The sequence below is a fragment of the Thermococcus sp. genome (assembly GCF_027063845.1).
GTDB lineage: Archaea > Methanobacteriota_B > Thermococci > Thermococcales > Thermococcaceae > Thermococcus.
Genome location: NZ_JAMOQU010000048.1, coordinates 17,589 through 37,422, shown reverse-complemented (window position 1 = coordinate 37,422; position 19,834 = coordinate 17,589). Strand labels below are relative to the sequence as shown.

Annotated in this window: 23 protein-coding genes and 1 tRNA gene; 14 read left to right on the top strand and 10 right to left on the bottom strand. The window is 54.6% G+C overall.

The genetic code is table 11. The features are described 5' to 3' along the window. Positions 1-20 precede the first annotated feature (20 nt). Positions 21-1,598 (top strand): lysine--tRNA ligase, encoded by a 1,578-nt coding sequence (gene lysS, locus MVO87_RS03620; protein ID WP_297512478.1) that lies wholly within the window; start codon positions 21-23, stop codon positions 1,596-1,598. A gap of 1 nt (position 1,599) precedes the next feature. Here the strand turns inward: lysS and MVO87_RS03615 are convergent, their stop codons facing one another. Beyond that, complete coding sequence (locus MVO87_RS03615) at positions 1,600-2,286, bottom strand: class I SAM-dependent methyltransferase (protein ID WP_297552212.1); 687 nt, start codon at positions 2,284-2,286, stop codon at positions 1,600-1,602. A 177-nt stretch (positions 2,287-2,463) separates the two neighbouring features. Here MVO87_RS03615 and MVO87_RS03610 point away from each other — a divergent pair, with 177 nt between their 5' ends. Continuing rightward, positions 2,464-3,048: an indolepyruvate oxidoreductase subunit beta gene (locus MVO87_RS03610; protein WP_297516665.1), complete on the top strand. Its 585-nt coding sequence runs from the start codon at positions 2,464-2,466 to the stop codon at positions 3,046-3,048. A 28-nt stretch (positions 3,049-3,076) separates the two neighbouring features. Here the strand turns inward: MVO87_RS03610 and MVO87_RS03605 are convergent, their stop codons facing one another. After that, positions 3,077-4,246, bottom strand: a complete 1,170-nt coding sequence (locus MVO87_RS03605) for an MFS transporter (protein WP_297516662.1) — start codon at positions 4,244-4,246, stop codon at positions 3,077-3,079. Between the two features lie 83 nt (positions 4,247-4,329). Between MVO87_RS03605 and MVO87_RS03600 the strand changes: the two genes are divergently transcribed. The 4 genes from MVO87_RS03600 to lipS2 are packed head-to-tail and all read left to right on the top strand — an operon-like array spanning position 4,330 to position 8,318. Beyond that, positions 4,330-5,241, top strand: a complete 912-nt coding sequence (locus MVO87_RS03600; protein WP_042691001.1) for a phosphate signaling complex PhoU family protein — start codon at positions 4,330-4,332, stop codon at positions 5,239-5,241. Between the two features lie 59 nt (positions 5,242-5,300). Continuing rightward, positions 5,301-6,221: an isoaspartyl peptidase/L-asparaginase family protein gene (locus tag MVO87_RS03595; protein ID WP_297552218.1), complete on the top strand. Its 921-nt coding sequence runs from the start codon at positions 5,301-5,303 to the stop codon at positions 6,219-6,221. 8 nt (positions 6,222-6,229) lie between these two features. Continuing rightward, positions 6,230-7,390: an MFS transporter gene (locus tag MVO87_RS03590; protein ID WP_297552216.1), complete on the top strand. Its 1,161-nt coding sequence runs from the start codon at positions 6,230-6,232 to the stop codon at positions 7,388-7,390. Continuing rightward, positions 7,380-8,318, top strand: a complete 939-nt coding sequence (gene lipS2, locus MVO87_RS03585; RefSeq protein ID WP_297552214.1) for a LipS2 family lipoyl synthase — start codon at positions 7,380-7,382, stop codon at positions 8,316-8,318. The genes MVO87_RS03590 and lipS2 overlap by 11 nt, the downstream gene beginning before the upstream one ends. Here the strand turns inward: lipS2 and MVO87_RS03580 are convergent. Genes MVO87_RS03580 through pan form a run of 3 tightly spaced genes read right to left on the bottom strand, consistent with a single transcriptional unit; the run spans position 8,287 to position 10,925 of the window. Continuing rightward, positions 8,287-8,778, bottom strand: a complete 492-nt coding sequence (locus MVO87_RS03580; RefSeq protein WP_297514540.1) for a hypothetical protein — start codon at positions 8,776-8,778, stop codon at positions 8,287-8,289. The two genes, lipS2 and MVO87_RS03580, sit on opposite strands and share 32 nt — an antisense overlap. Further along, positions 8,768-9,700, bottom strand: a complete 933-nt coding sequence (locus MVO87_RS03575) for a serine/threonine-protein kinase RIO2 (protein WP_297514538.1) — start codon at positions 9,698-9,700, stop codon at positions 8,768-8,770. Before MVO87_RS03575 ends, MVO87_RS03580 begins: the two co-directional genes overlap by 11 nt. A 34-nt stretch (positions 9,701-9,734) precedes the next feature. Next, the gene (gene pan, locus MVO87_RS03570; protein ID WP_297514535.1) at positions 9,735-10,925 is read right to left on the bottom strand and encodes a proteasome-activating nucleotidase; all 1,191 of its coding nucleotides are present in this window, start codon (positions 10,923-10,925) and stop codon (positions 9,735-9,737) included. Positions 10,926-11,127: 202 nt separating this feature from the next. On the opposite strand from pan, the gene cas6 reads away from it, so the two are divergent. Further along, positions 11,128-11,877, top strand: coding sequence for a CRISPR-associated endoribonuclease Cas6 (cas6, locus tag MVO87_RS03565; protein ID WP_297514533.1), 750 nt, complete (start codon positions 11,128-11,130; stop codon positions 11,875-11,877). Here cas6 and MVO87_RS03560 read toward each other — a convergent pair. Further along, positions 11,834-12,730 (bottom strand): MraY family glycosyltransferase, encoded by an 897-nt coding sequence (locus MVO87_RS03560; protein WP_297514549.1) that lies wholly within the window; start codon positions 12,728-12,730, stop codon positions 11,834-11,836. The genes cas6 and MVO87_RS03560 overlap by 44 nt on opposite strands. A gap of 53 nt (positions 12,731-12,783) precedes the next feature. Here MVO87_RS03560 and MVO87_RS03555 point away from each other — a divergent pair, with 53 nt between their 5' ends. Both MVO87_RS03555 and MVO87_RS03550 read left to right on the top strand, forming a co-directional pair. Beyond that, positions 12,784-14,106 carry an HAD-IA family hydrolase gene (locus MVO87_RS03555; protein ID WP_297552210.1) on the top strand — a complete coding sequence of 441 codons (1,323 nt, stop codon included), beginning with the start codon at positions 12,784-12,786 and terminating at the stop codon, positions 14,104-14,106. A gap of 5 nt (positions 14,107-14,111) precedes the next feature. Beyond that, entirely contained in the window at positions 14,112-14,480 is a 369-nt protein-coding gene (locus tag MVO87_RS03550; protein ID WP_297514546.1) for a DUF2304 domain-containing protein, read from the top strand. Here the strand turns inward: MVO87_RS03550 and MVO87_RS03545 are convergent. From MVO87_RS03545 to MVO87_RS03535, 3 genes are read right to left on the bottom strand one after another with little or no spacing between them, the layout of a single operon-like run. Further along, positions 14,473-15,006: a deoxycytidylate deaminase gene (locus MVO87_RS03545; RefSeq protein WP_297514527.1), complete on the bottom strand. Its 534-nt coding sequence runs from the start codon at positions 15,004-15,006 to the stop codon at positions 14,473-14,475. The two genes, MVO87_RS03550 and MVO87_RS03545, sit on opposite strands and share 8 nt — an antisense overlap. A 1-nt stretch (position 15,007) precedes the next feature. Then, positions 15,008-15,787, bottom strand: a complete 780-nt coding sequence (locus MVO87_RS03540) for a M48 family metallopeptidase (RefSeq protein ID WP_297514524.1) — start codon at positions 15,785-15,787, stop codon at positions 15,008-15,010. A gap of 6 nt (positions 15,788-15,793) precedes the next feature. Then, positions 15,794-16,159, bottom strand: coding sequence for a BlaI/MecI/CopY family transcriptional regulator (locus MVO87_RS03535; protein WP_297514543.1), 366 nt, complete (start codon positions 16,157-16,159; stop codon positions 15,794-15,796). A gap of 91 nt (positions 16,160-16,250) precedes the next feature. On the opposite strand from MVO87_RS03535, the gene MVO87_RS03530 reads away from it, so the two are divergent. The 5 genes from MVO87_RS03530 (at position 16,251) to MVO87_RS03510 (ending at position 18,578) form a co-directional block, all read left to right on the top strand. Beyond that, positions 16,251-16,328 (top strand) — tRNA-Arg (locus MVO87_RS03530). A 1,190-nt stretch (positions 16,329-17,518) separates the two neighbouring features. After that, a complete protein-coding gene (locus MVO87_RS03525) occupies positions 17,519-17,692 on the top strand; it encodes a zinc finger domain-containing protein (RefSeq protein WP_050003902.1) in 174 nt (57 codons plus the stop codon). A 17-nt stretch (positions 17,693-17,709) separates the two neighbouring features. Beyond that, complete coding sequence (locus tag MVO87_RS03520; protein ID WP_297515663.1) at positions 17,710-17,985, top strand: elongation factor 1-beta; 276 nt, start codon at positions 17,710-17,712, stop codon at positions 17,983-17,985. A gap of 84 nt (positions 17,986-18,069) precedes the next feature. Further along, entirely contained in the window at positions 18,070-18,357 is a 288-nt protein-coding gene (locus tag MVO87_RS03515) for a DUF4258 domain-containing protein (protein WP_297515665.1), read from the top strand. After that, the gene (locus tag MVO87_RS03510) at positions 18,354-18,578 is read left to right on the top strand and encodes a DUF2283 domain-containing protein (protein ID WP_297515668.1); all 225 of its coding nucleotides are present in this window, start codon (positions 18,354-18,356) and stop codon (positions 18,576-18,578) included. Before MVO87_RS03515 ends, MVO87_RS03510 begins: the two co-directional genes overlap by 4 nt. Here the strand turns inward: MVO87_RS03510 and MVO87_RS03505 are convergent. After that, entirely contained in the window at positions 18,575-19,597 is a 1,023-nt protein-coding gene (locus MVO87_RS03505) for a tetratricopeptide repeat protein (RefSeq protein ID WP_297552208.1), read from the bottom strand. The two genes, MVO87_RS03510 and MVO87_RS03505, sit on opposite strands and share 4 nt — an antisense overlap. Positions 19,598-19,834 lie beyond the last annotated feature (237 nt).

Below are 19,834 nucleotides of genomic sequence, written 5' to 3'. Positions count from 1 at the left end.
AGCTAAGCGCGGTGGTGAGAATGGTTCACTGGGCTGACTACATGGCCGAAAAGATAATCCGCGAAAGGGGCGACAAGGAGGAGTACGTGGTCGAGAGCGGAATCACGCCGAGCGGTTACGTTCACATTGGGAACTTCCGCGAGTTCTTCACGGCCTACATAGTGGGCCACGCCCTTCGCGACAGGGGGAAGAAGGTCAGGCACATCCACATGTGGGACGACTACGACCGCTTTAGAAAGGTGCCCAAGAACGTCCCGCCCGAGTGGAGGGAACACCTCACGAAGCCCGTCCGCGAGGTTCCCGACCCCTGGGGCTGTCACGACAGCTACGCGGAACACTTTATGGAGAAGTTCGAGGAAGAGATAAGAAAACTCGGCATCGAGGCCGACTTCCTCTACGCGAGCGAGCTGTACAAGTCCGGCGAGTATGCCAACGAGATAAGGCTCGCCCTCGAAAAGCGCGACGATATTAAGGCCGTTCTCGACAAGTACCGTGAGAGGGCCAAGCAACCGCCCCTCGAAGACGACTGGCAGCCGGTCATGGTCTATTGCCCGAAGTGTAGGCGAGAGGCGAAGTTCGTCTCGTGGGACGGCGGGTGGAAGGTTAAATACCGCTGTGAGCACTGCGGGAGCGAAGGGGAGACCGACATAAGGGAGGGCAACGTTAAGCTCCGCTGGCGTGTCGACTGGCCGATGCGCTGGGCGCACTTCAAGGTGGACTTCGAGCCTGCCGGCAAAGACCACCTCGCCGCTGGAAGCTCCTACGACACCGGAAAGGAGATTTCGGAGAAGGTCTTCGGCTGGAAGGCCCCGATGACGCTCATGTATGAGTTCGTCGGAATCAAGGGGCAGAAGGGCAAGATGAGTGGCTCAAAGGGCAACGTTATACTCCTCAGCGACCTCTACGAGGTTCTCGAGCCGGGAATAATCCGCTTCATCTATGCCAAGGCGAGACCCAACAAGGAACTCAAGATAGACCTCGGCCTCGGCCTGCTCAACCTCTACGACGAGTTCGACAAGGTCGAGAGAATTTACTTCGGCCTTGAGCACGCAAAGAACCCCGAGGAGGAAGAGGAACTCAAGAGAACCTACGAGCTGTCGATGCCGAAGGTTCCGGAGAGGCTTATCGCCCAGGCGCCCTTCCGCTTCCTCGTCACCCTCGTCCAGATGCCTCATCTCGATGAGGACGGAATAATCAGGGTTCTCCAGGAGCAGGGTCACATTCCCGAGAACCTGAGCGAAGAGGACATTGAGAGGATAAGGCTCCGCATCAGGCTCGCCAGGAACTGGGTCGAGAAGTATGCCCCTGAGAACGTCAAGTTCAGCCTGCTTGAGGAGGTGCCAGAGCTTGAACTCAGGCCAGAAATCAGAGAGGCGATGAGAGAGCTGGCGGACTGGATTGAGGCCAATGCCTTCACCGTTGATGAGCTCAACAACGCAATCTTCGACGTTGCCAAGAAGCGCGGAATCCCGAGCAAGGAGTGGTTCAAAGCCCTATACAACCTCTTCATAGGAAAGGACCGCGGGCCGAGGCTGGCTCCGTTCCTTGCTTCGCTCGACAGGGAGTTCGTGGTCAAAAGGCTTCGCTTCGAGGCCTGATTCATTTTTTCGGTAGGTAGACCTGGAGGTAAGTGTGTTCGTTTATCTTTTCTTCCCCGACCTTCCGGAAGTAGAGCTTCGCGAGTAGTTCCACTGCCGTCTTTCCCCAGACGTTGAAGCGAACCCTGAAGGACTTCTCCTCGCTCTGGAACTCTATCAGGACTGTTTTCTCGTCCTTGTCCGGCAAAACTTTGCTAATCCAGTATTCAGCTCCGATTACCTGCCCGTTCATGAGAACCGGGAGGAGCGCCCTCAGGTCGGTGAACTGGAGGATTAGCTTTCCGCCAGGCTTCAGGACCCTTGCCATCTCGCGGAACGCCTTTCCGAGGTCGAGGGGTTCGAAGTGAACGAGGTTGTCGATGAAGAGAACGTAGTCAAAGGTGTTATCTTCAAAGGGCAACTCTCTGGCGTCGGCTTTGATGAGCTCCACCTTCGAGCCCTTCTCTTTGGCAAAACCCCTCGCGAGGGAGAGCATGTAGTCGCTGTTGTCAACGCCAACGACGGTGAAGCCCAAATCCTCAAGCAGGAACGAGAAGCCTCCGGCACCACAGCCGAGGTCGAGGACTTTCCCCTTTTCCTTCATGAACTTCATCAGGAGCGGTTCAAGGTTCTCAATTCTCTTCCTGTACTCGTCGGAATAGATGTCGCTGTAGGCTTTGAATGCGGAGTAGTACTCTTCAAACGTCATGTTTTTGAGTCCTCGCGATTCTTTAAATAGGTATCCCGCCGTTTCCTTCTGGAAGATGAGTATAGTGCAAGCTTTACGCTGAAAACTTTGGAGATTTTTGGGTCTCTGGAAGTCCTGCCGAATTTTTTTGAGCTTAGCTTTTTATTCTCCCCCCTCCAACTCCCCAGGGTGGTGCTCATGGAGTTCAACCTCATCATTACCGGAGTCGGCGGTCAGGGCGGTCTTACCCTTTCGAGGATAGTCGGAAACGCGGCGATGGTTGAGGGCTACAACGTTCGCATTGGTGAAACCCTCGGAATGAGCCAGCGCTACGGTAGCGTTCTCAGCTACCTCCGCTTCGGTGAGGAGGTCTATTCGCCCCTCATCGAAGAGGGCAAGGCCAACCTCATGCTCGCCCTTGAGCCTGCCGAGGCTTTAAGGAACGCACGCTTTCTCGGAAAGAACAGCGTTGCCATAGTGAACGCCTATCCCATCCACACAGCGACAACCCTCGTCGGGAAGGAGCGCTACCCGGAGCTCGATGAAATCGAAAAGGCGATAGGGAGAATCTGCCCCGTCCACATGATGAACTTCCAGCGCGAGGCAGACAGGATAAACCCCAGAACTTTGGGCGTCCTGATGCTCGGCTACGCCTACGGGAAGGGCCTGATACCCCTTAAGCGCAAGAGCCTTCTTGAGGGAATAAGGCTGACCCTCCGCGAGAAGCTCTGGGAGATGAACTTCAGGGTCTTTGAGCGTGGGGAGGAGCTCGCCAGGGCCTGATTTTTCTGGCTTTTTATGCTTAATTCTATCATTCTTCGTTGTGCTTTATGAAGAAGGCGTAGAACAGTCCTGTCGCAAGGGCATAGAGGAGCGCGGTGGCGTAGAAGGGATAGGCCAATGAAACCGCGAATAGCGTCCCGCCGAGGGAGTTGCCTACCCCGCGCATGAGGGTCGAGAAGGCCTGCCTTATGCCATTGGCTGTTGCTTTTTCCTCAGTCCTGAAAAAGCCCATCATAAAGGAGTCGTTTATTGGCCAGATGATGTTCATGAGTATGGCCCTTAGGACGTAAACCGCTCCTGCGAGTGCAAACGTCTCTATCGAGGGAAACACCGCAAAGAGGAAGGTAGCGAGTCCTTGAAATGATGTTATGACCTTTACTGGGCCCCACCTCCTCACGAGCTCCGGCAATTCGAAGGAGCCGAGACCCATCGCCAGCTGCTGGAAGAAGAAAATCCAGCTTATCGCCTGGAGCGTTTCCCCAAAGCGAAGCTTGAAGTAGAGGCTCATGAATGGTATCGTTATCCCCGCGCCGAGGCCTATGAGCGCGCTCGGGAGCGAGAACTTGAGGATTTTGAGGACTAAACTTCTCTCCCACTTTATCCTCTTCTCCCTGACATCAACTTCACTCACGAGAAGCAAAGCCGGAACGACGAAGACGAACTGGAGTATCGAGAGTGAGAAGGTTATCCTGTAGGCGGTCTCCTCAGCGAGAGATATCCCCATGAGGTAGCCCGGCAGAAAGCCCGCTAAAAGAACGCCGAGGGAGTTGAAGAGCGTTCCCAGCCCAAAGCTCTTTGAAAACGCCTCGTGTCTCCTCTCATCCGGGACGAGCTCGCTCAGGTAGGCGTTGTAGTTCGGCTGTCTCAGCCCCATATTGACTCCAACCAGGACGAAGCCGAGGAAGAGGACCGCTGTGTTCAACGCGAGCACCTGGAAGAGTCTTCCGATGAGCCCGATGAGCGCGCTCAGGAGCAGGGTCTTTCGATAGCCGAGGCGGAGTGAGATGTGGCCAGCTAAGAGAAAGAAGAGGCCACCGACTATCGTCTGGGCCGAGAAGAAAGCTCCCATCGCCTTCATGTCGTAGCCGAGGGCCTTGAGGTAGAAGGGCATTATGAAGAACGAAAACCAGAGGAACGTCTGGCCCAGTGCGTTAGCTGTAATGAGTATCTTCGCGTCCCTGCCGTACTCGGAGAGCATGATGAAACGCCCCTCATAGCGTTTATAAGTCTATCGAAGTGAAGCCTTTAACGCCTACCACTATATAGCGTTTGGTGCTGGCTATGGAGTTCAGGAAGATACAGTTTACAGGGAGGAGCTCATACATAATTTCCCTCCCAAAGAAATGGGTCAAGGAGCACAACCTCAAGCAGGGCGACACAATACCGCTGACTATAAACCCCGACGGCAGTATAACCATCTTTCCCAGCGAGCCGAGGGACGTCAGCGAGAAGAAGATACTGCGACTCTCCAAGGAGTTCTCGCCGGACATGGCCATAAGGCTCGTGATTTCCGCCTACATTCAGGGCTACGACGTCCTTGAGATTCACTTCACGGAGGAGATGCCGATTTACAAGGTCAAGATAAGGAAGGTTCTCCAAAGCCTCCCCGGCGTTGAGATAATACTCGACGAGCCCAGCAGGATAGTGGCGAAGAGCCTTCTCGACGAGGACGAGGTGAACCTTGTTGAACTCCTCAGACGGATTCGCTCCCTCGTGGTCTCGATGCTCGGCGACCTCGAATTACTCATTCAGGGCGAGGACGGCGAGATAAGGCGCGACATAAACGACCTCGAAAACGAGCTCGACCGCTTTTACTTTCTCATCGTTAGGACTGTTAACAGGCTCCTCAGCAAGCACACGGTTACCGAGGAGAGCGGAATCGTCAAGAGGACCTTTGACCTCATGGGAATCCTCTTCATAGCGAGGGAAATCGAGAGGATAGGCGACCACATCATTAGGATAGCCGAGAACCCCGGTGAGGTTGATGTGCCCTACCTGAGGGAGAAGTTCGAGGCGATGGTTGCGCAGATAGAGAAGCGCGACCTCAAGGCGATAGACAAGCTCATGCTCGAGCTCCGCGCCACGATTAAGGCAACCGACTACAGGCAGTCCATAGCCAAGGAGAGCTTCCGGAGAATCCTTGAGTACATCGAGAACATCGGCGAGACGATAATCAACATGGCACTCAGCTGATTTCTCTTCGTTTCCACAACCCTTTTAACCCTTCGAGGGAACTTTTTTCGGTGGTTTTCATGGCCGCGATAATAGTTCACGGTGGCGCTGGTACAATAAGGAAGGAGGAGAGAATTCCAAAGGTCATCGAGGGCGTTAGGGAGGCTGTTTTAGCCGGCTGGCGTGAGCTGAAGAGGGGTTCCGCCCTCGATGCCGTTGAAGAGGCAGTTAAGGCCCTTGAGGACAACCCGATTTTCAACGCTGGAACCGGGAGCGTTTTAACCCTCGACGGCAGGGTCGAGATGGATGCTGCCATAATGCGCGGGAAGACCCTTGAGGCGGGAGCCGTTGCCGGAATCTGGGGCGTCAAGAACCCGATAAGCGTCGCGAGGAAGGTCATGGAGAAGACCGACCACGTCCTTTTAATCGGTGAAGGCGCCGTGAAGTTCGCAAGGCTTCTCGGCTTCGAGGAGTACGACCCGATAACCGAGGAGAGGCTCAAGCAGTGGGAAGAGCTGAGGAAGAAGCTCATCGAGAAGGGCGAGACGAGGCACTGGAAGAAGCTCAACGAGCTCATCAAGGAGTATCCGGAGGTTTTAAGGAGCACCGTCGGGGCGGTTGCCTTCGACGGCGAGGAGGTCGTTGCTGGAACATCAACCGGTGGGGTCTTCCTCAAGATGTTCGGTCGCGTTGGTGACACGCCTATAATCGGTGGCGGAACCTACGCCAACGAGGTCGCTGGAGCTTCCTGCACCGGCCTTGGAGAGGTTGCCATAAAGCTCGCCCTGGCAAAGAGTGCCACCGACCTCGTCAGGTTCGGCCTTGACGCTCAATCGGCGAGCGACGCCGCGATAAGCCTCGCCACGAAGTACTTCGGCAAAGACACGATGGGCATCATTATGGTTGACGCAAGGGGCAACGTGGGCTTCGCCAAGAACACCAAGCATATGAGCTACGCCTTCATGAAGGACGGCATGGACGAGCCGGAGGCTGGTGTTTAGTGGCCTCGATGAGGAACGTCTGGCTTCTCAACATCTCGACCTTCTTTTTCTTCCTCGGGATAAGCGTTGTTACCCCTGTCGTTTCCCCGTTCCTCGTCAGCCTCCACGCCGAGCCCTTTCTCGTCGGCCTCATTGCTGGCGTCACCTCTTTTCTCGCCCTCGTCTCCAAGCCGGTAGGCGGTGCCGTCGGCGACAGAGGTTATCGCTTTCACGCCCTCGTCGGCGGGAACATCCTCGGTCTTCTCGCTGGGGTTCTCTACGTGGTCTCAGCGGTAAGCGCCAACGTTTACCTCTTCGCCTTCGCAAGGGCCATTCATGGCTTCTCGATGGGTCTATTCTTCCCCTCAAGCCTCTCAACGGCCGTTGATTTGGCCCCAGCAGGTAGGGTTGGCGAAACCCTCGGCTGGCGTGGCATGATGTTCTCCCTCGGCAACATAATCGGGCCGGCCATAGGTGGCTATGCCTCCGACGTAATCGGCTTTGCCGGAGCGTTCGCCCTCACCGCTCTCTTCTCCGGAGCTGGAGCACTCTTCGCGCTCACAGCTTGGCGCGAGGCAGGCGAAGTCGTTAAGCCAAGGGAGCACGAGAGGGCCAGCTACCGCGAACTGCTCAGGGTAACCTTCGTCTCAGCATCGCTGACGCTCTTCCTCTTCTCGATGAGCTACGCGGGCGTTACCACGTACCTCCCCGCCCTCTACAAGTCCCTCTCCCTTCCCCAGAGCCTCTTCGGCTACTACATGATGGTCATCGGCCTCTTCTCCTTCATGACGCGCGTTATTGGCGGCAAAAGCGCCGACAGACGCGGGCCTCTTCCAGTGATAACCCTCGGCCTTACCCTGCTCCTCCTCGGCTACGCCCTGCTCAACCTCTACACCCTCCCGCCCCGCTCCTACGTGAGCGCCGCCCTAATCGGGGCCGGCTTCGGGCTTGCCGTTCCGGCGATGCAACTGATGGCCCTCGGGAACCTTCCGAGGAGAATCAGGACGATGGGTTCTGGAATCTACACGATGTTCTTCGACCTCGGAACTCTGGCCGGCCAGGTAAGCCTCGGTTACGTCGCCCAGCTCTACGGTTACGCCGGTGTCTTCCCGCTCCTCCCGCTCATCCTGGGGGTCGGGTTTATAACCCTCTACGCGCCCGTCATCTGGGGGAATGTCAATGCTCGTTAGGGTCTCCTACGGAACGGCGATAGCGATGGGCCTAATCCGGGCAAAGCTCCTGGCCAGGCCGACGACAGCCTATCTGATGACATACTGGCCCGGCAGGTGTAAAAACGACTGTGCCTTCTGCGCCCAGGCGCGCTCCAGCAGGGCAAACCTCGACAGGCTCTCCCGCGTCACCTGGCCGGCCTTCGAGCTCGAAAAAGTTGTCCAAGCTCTCCCCAACGGCCGTTTCGGAAGGATATGCCTGCAGACGATAGACTATCCCAGAATGCTCGACGACGTTCTGGCACTTCTAGGGGCGTTCAAGCCCCTTAACTTGCCTGTCTCGGTCTCGATAACGCCCGTTTCGAGGGAAACGCTTGAGGAGTTTAGAGAGCTCGGCGTTGACTACGTTGGAGTTGGCCTCGACGTCGCGAGCGAGAGGCTCTTTAGCGAGATAAAGCCAGACTTTGAGTGGGACGAGATGTGGGACTTTGCGGGGAGGGTAGTTGACGTCCTCGGTCCGAGGAAAGCTTTAATCCACGTCATAGTCGGCCTCGGCGAAACCGACAGGGAGCTGGTAGAGGTCTTCGAGAGGGCCTACGCGATTGGGGCTGATGTTTCACTCTTCGCTTTCACCCCCCTCAAGGGAACGAGACTTGAGAACCTCGAACCGCCGAGCATCGAGCGCTACAGGAAGGTACAGCTGGCTAGGTGGCTCGTCGAAAAGGGCTTGAGTGACAGGATAATCTTCGACGGGGACTCGATAGAGGGCTTTGATTTAGCTGGCATCGAGGTTCCGCCGGCGGTTTTCGCAACGCACGGCTGTCCCGCCTGCAACAGGCCCTACTACAACGAGAGGCCAAAGAAAGAGCCCTACAACTTCCCGTTTCCGCCGGAAAAAGAGTACGTAATGGAGTTCCTCACTCGATTAGGCTCTCGAAGACCTCGTTGAACTCGGGCAGGATGAACTTCTCCCTCACCCTTTCTCCCCTCGCGAGCTTCACGAGGGCGAGCGTAAAGCGGTGTAGCTCTTCATCCTCCTCGATGAGCCTGAGCGTCGCGTCCATGTTCTCAGCCAGCTCCGCCAGGCGGTTCTCCTTCTTGATTATCGCGAGTATGTCTCCGAGCCTCTTCACGCCGAGCCTGTAGTGGTCCTCGCTCGGTGCCCGCAGGATGGCCCTCAGGGCGCACTTGACGGCTCCCCTGTAGTTGTCCTCTTGGAGGAAGATATCAGCTAGGCGGAAGCAGGCCTCGAAGTAGAACTCGGGCTCAACGTCGAGGCTCTCGTGAAGTATCTCGTCGAGCTTTCTCTTCGCGGTTTTGAGGTCCTTCCTGTTCTCGGCCTCGATGGCCTCGCGGAAGAGCTTAACAATCCTCTCGCGCCTGTTAAGGGGCTCGTACTTAATTGTCATACCCCTCCCCCCTGCTCTCGTGCCAGGCCCTCTCGAAGGCTGGCCAGATTTCATCAAAGCTCCTCTCAACCCGCCACCTCCGCCTGAAGGCGTTGATTATGACCGTTAAATCCCTCTTCAACAGCTCGTAGCTCTCCGGGTGGGCGGTGGTCAGGTGCTGGGCCCAGTCTATTATCAGTACCTCGTCGCCCGTTAAAACGACGTTGAACTCACTTAAATCCGAGTGGACTATCCCAAAGCGCACTATCTTGAGGTACTCCTCGAGGATTCTGTCGAGGACTTCCGTTGCTTCCTCCTTCGTCAGCTCGTCGTCTCTAAGCTCCGCGAGCTCCGTTCCCTCTATGAACTCCATGACTACAACGTGCCTGTTCCAGGCTATCGGCTTAGGAACCCTCGCAATCGGGCTGAGTAGAACGAGGGCGTCGTATTCTTTTTTTGCTATGAGCCTTGAGATGTAGAGCCAGCTCGTGTGGTGTTTATTGGCGAAGACGTGGGAGTGGTAGCCCGCCCTCCTGGACGCGGTTCTGCCCCCTATCCTGTTGAACTTAACGGCAACTTTCTCGCCGGTTGGCGTTATCCCGACGTAAACGTCGGCGTCCTTCCCAACGCCAATCTGCGTCGTGCTTATCGCCTCTACAACACCTTTCCTCGCGAGGGCCCTTATGGCCAAAACGTCGTAGCCGTGTATCGTGAGCTGGTAGCCGATGTAGCCTATGTCGCTCCTTCTCCTGACGAGGGACATATCGTCGAGCTTGCCGAGCCTGAACGATGCTGTCTCAACGTCCACCCTGGCGAAGCGCGCTATATCCTCTAAGGGCACCCACTTGTGGTGTCTCATGTTCAGCTCTACTCCCCTGAGGATTCTGAAGTCCAGGTCTCGGAGGCTCGGATAAGCTTCGAGCGCCAACAGCTTGCTGACCATTCGCTCTCTCCTCCGGTGAATGAGAAAAGAAAGGTCAGCCGTACATGACCTCGTGCATCGCTATCGCCTGGGCGAGCCTCTTCTCAGCCCCTAAGACCTTCTCAACAGCCCTGAGGAAGTCGTCCTGCGTAACGTATTCACGCCTGTCCCTGATGGCGAACATCCCGGCCTCGGTCGCTATGGCCTTCAAGTCAGCTCCGCTCGCCCCCTCGGTGAGTTCCGCTATGATGCGCAGGTCAACGTCCCTCAGGTTCATCTTCCTCGTGTGGACCTTGAGTATCTCGAGTCTTCCGCGGAAGTCGGGGAGCGGAACTTCAATCAGCCTGTCGAATCTCCCTGGCCTGAGCAGGGCCGGGTCGAGTATGTCGGGCCTGTTAGTTGCCGCTATGACCTTGACGTTTCCGCGTGGGTCGAAGCCGTCCATCTCCGCTAAGAGTTGCATCAGGGTCCTGTTGACTTCCCTCTCGCCACCGGTCGTTTCGTCCATTCTCTTGGCTCCAATCGCGTCAATCTCGTCGATGAAGATTATCGTTGGGGCCTTCTCCTTGGCGAGCTCGAAGAGCTCGTGCACCAAGCGGGCGCCCTCGCCGATGAACTTCCTGACCAGTTCGCTTCCAACGACGCGGATGAAGGTTGCGTTGACCTCTCTCGCGAGGGCCTTCGCCATGAGAGTCTTTCCACAGCCCGGCGGGCCGTAGAGGAGGACTCCCTTCGGGGGCTCGATTCCAACCTTCTCGAAGAGCTCGGGGTGCTTGAGCGGGAGCTCTATGGCCTCGCGGAGCTCCTGCAACTGCTTGTCGAGACCGCCGATGTCCTTGTAGGTGACTTTGGGCCTCTCTATGACCTCAAAGCCGAGGACGCTCGGGTCCTTCTCCGTTGGAAGGAGCTCGACTATCGCCATAGTCCTCTGGTCTAGGGCGACCCTTGAGCCAGGCTTCAGCTTGTCCCTTTCTATCCACGGGGCGATTCTAACGACGAAGCGCGGTCCGTTGTAGTTCTGGACTATGGCCCTCTCGTCGTCGAGGACTTCTATAACGTTGCCCGCGAAGGCTGGGGGCTGGCGAAGCCTTGACATCTCCATCCTGAGCCTCGAGAGTTCCCTCTCAAGCCTCTCCTTGTCGGCCTCGAGCGTCCTCACCTGGAGCTCAAGTTGCCTTATGCGTCTCTTCAGGAAGGTGATGTAATCATCGTAACCTTCGTGAATGTTTGCATCTTCAATGCTCATGTTCTCTCACCTCTCCACTGTGTCATTATCGCTGGAGTCCTTTTTAACCTTGTTGGGTCGTCTGTTGTCTCTGCTGGTGTTACTTGATATTCAACATCCATTGTTGACTCTTTAGAGTTGTAACTAAATCGACGTTTGACATACGAAATTCTTATTAACCTTAAGTTCCAATTCTTTCTGGTTGAAACCGGGGTGGGGTAGAATGAGAATCGAAATCAAGCTGAGACCAGCTGAGGAAGGAACGATACTGCCGTTCAACTACAACTACGAGGTCTACACACAGATTTTAGAGAAGATATACCTCGTTTCTCCAGAGCTGGCCCACGAAGTAGAAACAAGTCACGCGGACCACTTCACGTTCTCCCGTATTATGGTTCGTAAGAGAGAGCTTCTTCCAGAGGCGGGCATTAAGGTTCTCTCGGACGACGTTTCCCTCTACGTCTCGTCTCACTCCGGAGAGCTCATCAAGGCCATCGCCGAGGGCTTCCTCGACGACCCTCTCCTTAAGATTGGGGACGCGACGTTCATAGCGGACAACGTTAAGGTTCTCAAGGAGCCCGAGCTCAAGGACGAGGTTCTGTTCTCCACACTCAGTCCGATAATGGTTAGGACTGTCAAGTTCGTCAACGGAAGAATGAAGATATGGGACCTGTATCCCAGCGACGAGATGTTCTTTGACAAGCTCCGCAAGGTAATGCTGATGCGCTACTCGGCCATTTACGGCCACATGCCGGAGGACAAGGAGTTCAAGCTTGAAGTTCTCAAGTTCAAGCCCGTGAGAATTCTCGTGAGGGACACCTACTTCAGGAGTTCCCTCATGGTGTTCCGCTACACCGGCTCGCGGGAGCTCGCGAAGTTCGGCTACGAGACGGGGTTCGGAGAAAAAACGAGGTATGGCTTTGGAATGGTCAAAGTAATTGACTCAGAGCCCAGGCGAGAAGACCGAGTGTGAACTCGATTCCCCACACGATGGCCACGAGCTTCGGCTCCGTTACCCTGGCCCTTCTCATTATTGTCCCCAGGAAGCTTGGGTAGGGCGGGGCCTTCAGCGTCCCGTCGGGCATTACCTCTGTTCTTCCGTGCTTTCTCACACCAAAGCGGACGCTCAGTGCCTTTATCATGAAGTCGAGGAAGTGCGGAATCAGCAGGATGGCGGTGTAGACCTCGACCTTGCCGAGGATTCCGACGAGACCTATCAAAGCTCCTAGGCTGAGCGTTCCAGTGTCGCCGGGGAAGACCCTGGCCGGGTATTTGTTCCACCAGAGGAAGCCGAGAGAAGCTCCGAGCCCTATCAGAGCGAGTCCCCTTGCCGTTCCATCTGTCATCAGCGCGAGAAAGCCGAGCGCGATGGCGCTCGTGCCCACCTCAAGTCCGTTGAACCCGGCCAGCATGTTCACGAGGTTGGCAGAGCCCGTAATGAACAGAACCGCGAAAACAGGATAGAGGATTCCGAGGTTGAGGTTGTAGCCGAAGAGGTCAACGCCCCTGCCCACGTCCAGGAACGCCACCGGAATCGAGACGAGGAGTGAGAGGATTACCTTGTGGGACTGCCTGAGGGCCGTTAGGTCGTCTATGATACCGACGAGGCCGAAGAGCAGGAAAACAGGTAGGGCCTCGGGCTTCACAAGTGCTCCGAGGACTCCAACGGTCATGACTATCGCAATCCCTCCCATCTCGGGAACTTCTGGCATTTCCAGCTTGTGGATGTCCCTACCGACGATTCCCGCTTTTCGCATGAGCTCCCTGACGTATCCCGTGAGGACGAGCGAAAGGATTAAAGCTATAAGCGCGAGGAACGTTATCATCTCTGACACCAGCTTCCCTACGCGGGAGCGAAAATAAACCCTTCGGTGGTAGCATGGACATCAGGGCGGTCCTTTTCGACCTCGATGGAACCCTCGTTGGTGCTGAAAAACCCTTCAGCGACATAAAGTCCGAGCTTAGGGAGAGGCTAATCTCCCTCGGAATCCCCGAGGAGCTCATAGGCGACCTAACGCCGATGTACGAGGGCCTTATCGAACTCTCTAAAAAGACGGGCAGACCATTTGAGGAGCTCTACTCAATTCTCGTCGAGCTTGAAGCTGAGAGAATGGACGAAAGCTTCGTCTTTGAAGGTGCGCGGGAGCTCCTTGACTTTCTCCGGAACAGGGGGATAAAGCTCGCCCTGATGACGAGGAGTTCCAGGAAGGCCACTATGAAGGCCCTCGAGCTTCACGGCCTCAAAGACTACTTCGACATAATCTCAACGCGGGACGATGTTTCTCCGGAGGAGCTGAAGCCCAACCCAGGCCAGCTCAGGAGAATCCTTGACGAACTCAGCGTTCCGCCGGAGAAAGCGGTTGTCGTTGGGGACCACGGCTACGACATCATACCCGCCAGGGAGCTCGGCGCGCTCAGCGTTCTCGTCACCGGCCACGACGCTGGCAGGATGAGCTTTCAGGTGGAGGCCGAGCCCAACTTCGAGGTTGAGAACCTCCTTCACCTTAAGGAGCTCTTTGAAAGGCTGTTCTCGAGCTACGTCGTCGTTCCGGCGTACAACGAGGAGAAGACCATCGGCGCGGTCATTGAGGACCTCCTCCGCTACTTCAGGAGGGACGAGATAATCGTCGTGAACGACGGCTCCAGGGATAGAACGGAGGAGATAGCACGCTCCTACGGCGTTCACGTTCTCAACCATCTCGTCAACAGGGGGCTCGGCGGTGCCCTCGGAACGGGTTTCGCCTACGCCGTCAGGAGGAACGCAAAGCTCGTTCTGACCTTCGACGCCGACGGTCAGCATCTCCTCAGTGACGCGCTCCGCGTCATGAAGCCGGTCGCTGAAGGGAGGGCGGACTTCGCCGTCGGTTCGAGGCTTAAGGGGGACACGAGCGAGATGCCCTTCGTGAAGAAGTTCGGCAACTTCGTCCTCGATGCCATCACTGCCGTCTTTGCTCGGAAGTACGTCAGCGATAGCCAGAGCGGGCTGAGGTGCCTCAGCGGGGACTGTGTGAGGAAGATAAGGATAACCTGCGACCGCTACGCCGTGTCGAGCGAGATTATAATCGAGGCCGCCAAAGCAGGTTGTAGAATCGTTGAGGTTCCGATTAAGGCCGTCTACACTGAGTACTCGATGAAGAAGGGAACCAACGTTTTGGAGGGCGTTAAGATAGCGCTCAACCTTCTCTTTGACAGGTTGAGGTGATGGAAATGTACGTCGTTCAGATGATTACACTTGTAATCGTGCTCGCCCTTATGGTCTATGTCCTCGGTAAGTACAGGAAGCGCGATTTTGAGTGGGGGGACTTTCTGTTTTGGGAAGTTCTTCTTTTGGGTTTGCTTCTCGTTGCCCTGTTTCCCCTTAGAATCGCCCTTGAAATTAAGGACATCCTGGGCCTCGGCAGGGGACTCGATGCCCTCTTCGTCGTGGCGATTGGGGTGGCATACCTGATAATCTTCAAGGTCTATCTCGCGGTGGACAAGACCGAGCGCGAGATAACCGAGCTGACAAGGAAGGTGGCCATAGAACTCGAGGAGATGAACAGAAGGCTGGAGGAGATTGAGAAAAAGCTCAAATGAACTCCCCGAAGAGCTCCTCGAGGAACGCCCTAACGCGCTCCTTCGGCAGTTTGAACTGCCTTATCTTCACTATCCCCTTCTCCTGTGCCTCCTTCAGAAGTATCTCTGTGGCCTCGTTGGGGTACATCTCCTCGTAGACTATCTCCTTGATTCCAGCGTTGATGACGAGCTTGAAGCAGGTGTCGCAGGGGAAGTGCGTGACGTAAAGCGTGGCCCCTTCGAGGCTTATTCCCTTCCTTGCCGCCATCGCTATGACGTTCTGCTCGGCGTGAACCGCCCTGTGGCAGTGGCCATCAACGATGAGACAGCCCACGTCAATGCAGTGGTCCATTCCCCTCGGCGCGCCGTTGTAGCCGGTAGCGAGGATGTAGCCGTCCTTAACCGCGACGGCTCCGACTCTAAGGCGTGGACAGGTCGCTCTGAGTGAGACAAGTTTCGCTATGAGCATGAAGTACTCGTCCTTTGTTGGCCTGATTCGCCTTATCCTCTCTGCTTTCTCTGGGTCGAGGGAAATCTCAACCGTCATATCACCGCACCTGCTTCATCCTCATCAGGTTGTTCATCTCAAACGTTATCCTAAGGATTCTTTCCTCGTAGCTTGGGTGGGTTTCAGTGAAGAACGCGAAGCGCTTTTCCCTTTCTATGCCCGGCTCTATGCTCGGAACCGCGTTGACCTTGACGTTCATCCTGAGGTCTTCGTAGTACTTGAGCTCCTCAAGGGCCCTTTTTAGGCTCATTGGTATCTTAAGCAACCTCAACGCGGTCTCGTCGGCGAGGAACTCCCTCTTCTTCATGAAATCACTGCGGGCAAGCTCGTACGCTATGTAGAGGACAGTTGCAGCCCCCTTGACCGGGACGCTCCCTGCTATGAGGAGTGCCAGTGTTGTTATCATCATGAGGCACCTTCCGTAGGTTACCATCGGAAACCACTTGGTGTCGCGGTTCTTTATGTGGCCGAGTTCGTGGGCGGCGACGGCGATTATCTCATCCTTGTCGAGCACTTCAAAGAGACCCAGGGAGAGGACTATCGTGTTGCCAAAGGAGTATGCGTTGGGTATGTAGTCATCGAGCAGGTAAACCTTGGGCATTGGGACGTTGGCTTTCTCGGCGAGCTCGGCTATGCCGTCGTAGAGCCAGGGCATTTCCTCCCTCTCGAGGGGAATCAGGTTCTCTCCGAACTTGTGTCTCGTTGCCCAGATGTAGAGTGCACCAAGGAACGCCATTGCCCCGCCAGCCATTGCAATCCCGAGGTCTCCGAAGGCTTCAACGACTAGGAGAACCTCAAGGGCGAGTATCACGTAGAGCATCGCCCATCACTTCTTTATCCTTGACAGGTAGGCGTAGGTTGCCTCCCTGAAGTTCGTCATCAGAGCGTCGAGGATTCTCTGGACGACCTTCTGTTCGAACTCCTCTCTCGTCGTCGTTATTGAGTAAACGTACCTCATACCGCCCCTGCCTTTCTCAACACTTCTCTGAAGGAGCCCTTTCTCACAGAGGCGGTTCATCAGGATGCTTATCGTGGAGCGTCTTATCTCGGGGTGTTTCTGCTTCATGTACTCGTAAACCTGGCCGGCCGTTGCCACTTTTACCTTCCACATGTGCTCCATTATTTCGGCTTCAAGGGGCGGGAGAACGGCTTTGATGCCCTCTTCGGTGAGCTTGAATTCGTGGGGCTCCATGACGTTCACCTAATTTATTCTTCTCGCGAACTCTAAAAAGCTTTATCCCGGGTTAAGATTTTTAAGCCCCGGCCTGTATTTACCTCGGGGTGGGCCGGTGGCTTAGCCTGGATAGAGCGTCGGCCTCCGGAGCCGAAGGTCGCGGGTTCAAATCCCGCCCGGCCCGCCATCGAAACTTTTGCCAAGCAAAAGTTTCATCAAAGTTTGTGATTCTCTTTTGTGTTGCTGTTCTTTGAGTGGATTTCTCTTGATTGCTCCTGTGGAAAGGTGAATTTCTCTAAGGGCGTCTTTTAACAAGAGGTTCAAGCTTTTAGGCGCTCCTTTGGAGCGCGGTTTAAGTAGAACCCAAGAAGAAAGTCTAAGTCAAGTGAATTCGAGCCTCTAACGACAGCTTGGTTTTGAAATCATGTTACATATGAGCTTTGAAGAGGAATCACGAGCTTTTGGTGAAGCTTTTTCCAAAAGCTTCATTCACAAGCGCTGGCGGAGAAACTTTTCTTGTGAAAAGTTTCATCAAAATAAAGCATGCGTTTTAGAGGGTGTATTTTTGAGGGTTTGCTCCTAAACTCGCCGTTCTCGAGCGTGTTTCTTTCATTAGCGCCCTTCGGGCGCGTTTTAAGTTAAACACAGTTCCCAAAAGTCCCTATTAAAGCAAACTCAAAAACAACGGGTTACTTGGAGAGGCATGCACTCTCTCTTTGCCCCCCTGTGAGGGTTTGACCCTTTTGGTCAAGCTTTTTCCAAAAGCTTGCTCGTAAGGGTTTCATTCCCCAAACGGCGTCCGAAGGACGCTAAAAATACGTTGAAACTGTTTTCACTGGGCCATTTTAATGTTAAACTCGCGTTGAACTCTTCAATTTGAGAGTGCACGACTGACTTTTTGCCCCGTTGGTGAGAAGGGCATTCTTTTCGCCAGCCTTTCCCAAAGGCTGTTACAAAGCTTGCTCGCCTGCGCGAAGTTTGACCAAGGCTCGTGATTCTTCTCCAAAAATGCAATTCTAAGAAGTTTGCGCTTTTAAACGGCCATTTTCTTGGGAGAACTCTCTTTAAAAGGGTCCTCAAGATGGGGGTTTTCTAAAAAGCGCTCCTTTGGAGCGTGGAAAAAGCAAACCCAAATTTAAACGTTTCAAAATTAGGGAATTCCTAGCTTACGGGAGCTGTTGAAAAGGCAAACGCTTTTGAAGAAGCCCTTGTTAGAGGAATCACAAACCTTGATGAAACTTTACCCAGCAAAGTTTCTCTGGTCAAGCTTTCTCAAAGGCTGTTTCAAGGCATGTATGGGGAAAAGCTTATAAATCGGCCGGGCAACGCTCACCAGAGATTTAAAAACCACCTTTCTTGGAGGTGTTCGCAGTGGAGATGAAGTTCGAGATACCCGTATGCACCTCATGCGGAAAGGAGATAACCCCAAGGGAGCACGCCACCCACTTCGTCTGCCCGAACTGCGGTGAGGCGATAATCTGGCGCTGCGAATCCTGCAGGGTCCTCAGCGTTCCCTACAAGTGCCCCAAGTGTGGCTGGGAGGGGCCGTGAATTAGGAGGTGAAGAAGATGAGCGACTACAATATGGTTGCGGTTGTTAAGGTCATGCCGACCGACCCCGAAGTCAACCTCGACGAGCTCGAGGCAAAGCTCAAGGAGGTTCTTCCCGAGAAGTTTGGTCTCGCCAAGGTCGAGCGCGAGCCCATAGCCTTCGGTCTCGTCGCTCTCAAGTTCTACGTCTTGGCTAAGGACGAGGAGGGTTATGACCTCGACCAGGTTCTCGAGGCCTTTAGGAACGTCGAGAACGTCGAGTCAGCTGAGGTCGAGACCGTTTCGAGGATTTGAATTCTCCTCTCCGCTATTCTTTGTTGTCACATTCTCACAGGACTTAGCGAAAATATTTTTAGAAGTGGGGTTTAAACTTCGGCGATGGCAAACATTATACTAAGTGAACACGCGAAATTGCGATTAAAGGAGCGCAAAATTGAAATCGACGAAGTACATAACGTCATGGAGTTCCCGGAGATGAAGTTCTATGATTTGAAATCCGGTCATTTTATCGCAATTGGCCGGAGGGGTGTTCCTAATCACTGGCTAATCATTGCGTACGATGACTACGGGGATGTAATTGAGGTAATCACGATAATCGATACAAGCAAAAGCTTAGAAAAGATTGTTGAAAAAAGAACGTCATCTCGGAGGTGGATTCAAGTATGAAGATTAGATACGACCCCAAGGCCGATATTCTCTACATTCTCCTCAAGGATGGTCCGGTAGCGGATACCGATGAGGTAGATGAGGACATCTGGTTCGAGTACGATGAGCAGGGAAACGTAATTGGGATAGAGATTTGGAACGCCGGCGAGAACGTAATTCGGAGGAGTCTCCTTGAGATAGAGCGTTATGCAAAGGGATTAAAAGAAGAGGCAAAAACCTAAAGCCCCAAACTCAAACTCAGCTTCGGCCTCTTCCACTCGTCTAGTATCGAGCGGAGCTCCCCGTTCTCAACCTTTGAATAGAGTTCATCAAAGCGCTTCTTTGCCTCGTCGTCTCCAGCCTTCCAGCGCGCCAGCTCGGCTATCGCCCTGAAGAAATAAGCCGTATCGTCCTCGAAGAGCTCGGCAAAGGCCTCCATGTTCTTCGCTATTGTGTCGTAGGCGTTCTCGTTGAACAGCCCCTCGATGAAGTCAACCAGCGTGTCGAAGACGACGCCGAAAATGTCGTCGCTCACGTTGATTGCCTTGAGTAAGGCCTCGCGGAGGGCCTTGAAGGCTTTGTCGTAGTCCTCTCTACCCGCGTGAATCTCGGCCTCGACCAGCTTGGCGTTTATCTCAATCTCGTCGTCGCGCGGGTTCCTCAGGACTTCATTAATCAGCGTTTCTGCAGTGTCGTAGTCCCCGAGCTCGTAGTGGAAATGAGCCAAGTCGAGGAGGCTTATGAGTCTGTTCTTCTCATCGCCGATGCGCTCGAATATCTCTCTCGCACGCTCCATCAGCTCTATGGCCTTCTCGGTCTCGCCGAGCTCGTCGTAGTTAACCGCGAGGTTCGCCAACGTCAGCGCTATCTCCCTGTCGTTCTTCAGGACGTTCTCTTCGTGCTCAAGGAGTTTCTGGTACGTCTCTATCGCCTTCTCGGGCATTCCGAAGTGCTCGTAGGCATCGGCGAGGTAGTAGAGCGCCGTCGCGTACTCCTCGGGGTCGTCCTTCTTCCTATCAACGACCCGCCTGTAGAGCTCAATCGCGCTCTCGACGTCATCGAGGTGAGCGTAAACGTGTCCAATCTCGTGGAGCAGGTCGTAGGGGTCGTCGCACTGAACGGCAACTTCTCCAAGCCTCTTGAGCTCTTCCCGGAGCTCCTCCTCGGTCTCTATTGAGTCGATGTAATCGTCAAAGAGCTCGAGCAACTTCTCACAGTCCTTCTCGCTCAAAGCCTTTTCCCACTCTTCCTTGATGTCCATTTCACATCACCGCCCTTCGGTTGGCCGAACCCGTTAAAAAGCTATGGTATCTCAATCCTGGAATCCAGAACCTGGGAAAATTTCGCTAAAATCGCCAATAATCTTTTGGACAAGCGACGATTCATCGTCGAATTTGTGTGGATGAGCAACTGTCTCCGTCATCTTGTTCGTCGTTCTTCTCCGGATTTTTTATCCAGTTGTCGTTTGTCCACAAGTATTGAAAGTTGCCAGTCAATA

Bases quoted from the DNA above. Each gene is read 5' to 3' on its own strand.
- MVO87_RS03510 (WP_297515668.1), top strand. From the start codon at position 18,354: ATGAAGATTAGATACGACCCCAAGGCCGATATTCTCTACATTCTCCTC.
- MVO87_RS03540 (WP_297514524.1), bottom strand. From the start codon at position 15,787: ATGCTCTACGTGATACTCGCCCTTGAGGTTCTCCTAGTCGTTGAAGCC.
- lysS (WP_297512478.1), top strand. From the start codon at position 21: ATGGTTCACTGGGCTGACTACATGGCCGAAAAGATAATCCGCGAAAGG.
- MVO87_RS03520 (WP_297515663.1), top strand. From the start codon at position 17,710: ATGAGCGACTACAATATGGTTGCGGTTGTTAAGGTCATGCCGACCGAC.
- MVO87_RS03600 (WP_042691001.1), top strand. From the start codon at position 4,330: ATGGAGTTCAGGAAGATACAGTTTACAGGGAGGAGCTCATACATAATT.
- MVO87_RS03605 (WP_297516662.1), bottom strand. From the start codon at position 4,246: ATGCTCTCCGAGTACGGCAGGGACGCGAAGATACTCATTACAGCTAAC.
- MVO87_RS03580 (WP_297514540.1), bottom strand. From the start codon at position 8,778: ATGACAATTAAGTACGAGCCCCTTAACAGGCGCGAGAGGATTGTTAAG.
- MVO87_RS03535 (WP_297514543.1), bottom strand. From the start codon at position 16,159: ATGGAGCCCCACGAATTCAAGCTCACCGAAGAGGGCATCAAAGCCGTT.
- MVO87_RS03560 (WP_297514549.1), bottom strand. From the start codon at position 12,730: ATGATAACGTTCCTCGCGCTTATAGCTTTAATCCTTTCGCTCGTCCTC.
- lipS2 (WP_297552214.1), top strand. From the start codon at position 7,380: ATGCTCGTTAGGGTCTCCTACGGAACGGCGATAGCGATGGGCCTAATC.
- cas6 (WP_297514533.1), top strand. From the start codon at position 11,128: ATGAGAATCGAAATCAAGCTGAGACCAGCTGAGGAAGGAACGATACTG.
- MVO87_RS03575 (WP_297514538.1), bottom strand. From the start codon at position 9,700: ATGGTCAGCAAGCTGTTGGCGCTCGAAGCTTATCCGAGCCTCCGAGAC.
- MVO87_RS03610 (WP_297516665.1), top strand. From the start codon at position 2,464: ATGGAGTTCAACCTCATCATTACCGGAGTCGGCGGTCAGGGCGGTCTT.
- pan (WP_297514535.1), bottom strand. From the start codon at position 10,925: ATGAGCATTGAAGATGCAAACATTCACGAAGGTTACGATGATTACATC.
- MVO87_RS03590 (WP_297552216.1), top strand. From the start codon at position 6,230: ATGAGGAACGTCTGGCTTCTCAACATCTCGACCTTCTTTTTCTTCCTC.
- MVO87_RS03505 (WP_297552208.1), bottom strand. From the start codon at position 19,597: ATGGACATCAAGGAAGAGTGGGAAAAGGCTTTGAGCGAGAAGGACTGT.
- MVO87_RS03555 (WP_297552210.1), top strand. From the start codon at position 12,784: ATGGACATCAGGGCGGTCCTTTTCGACCTCGATGGAACCCTCGTTGGT.
- MVO87_RS03515 (WP_297515665.1), top strand. From the start codon at position 18,070: ATGGCAAACATTATACTAAGTGAACACGCGAAATTGCGATTAAAGGAG.
- MVO87_RS03545 (WP_297514527.1), bottom strand. From the start codon at position 15,006: ATGACGGTTGAGATTTCCCTCGACCCAGAGAAAGCAGAGAGGATAAGG.
- MVO87_RS03525 (WP_050003902.1), top strand. From the start codon at position 17,519: ATGAAGTTCGAGATACCCGTATGCACCTCATGCGGAAAGGAGATAACC.
- MVO87_RS03550 (WP_297514546.1), top strand. From the start codon at position 14,112: ATGTACGTCGTTCAGATGATTACACTTGTAATCGTGCTCGCCCTTATG.
- MVO87_RS03615 (WP_297552212.1), bottom strand. From the start codon at position 2,286: ATGACGTTTGAAGAGTACTACTCCGCATTCAAAGCCTACAGCGACATC.
- MVO87_RS03595 (WP_297552218.1), top strand. From the start codon at position 5,301: ATGGCCGCGATAATAGTTCACGGTGGCGCTGGTACAATAAGGAAGGAG.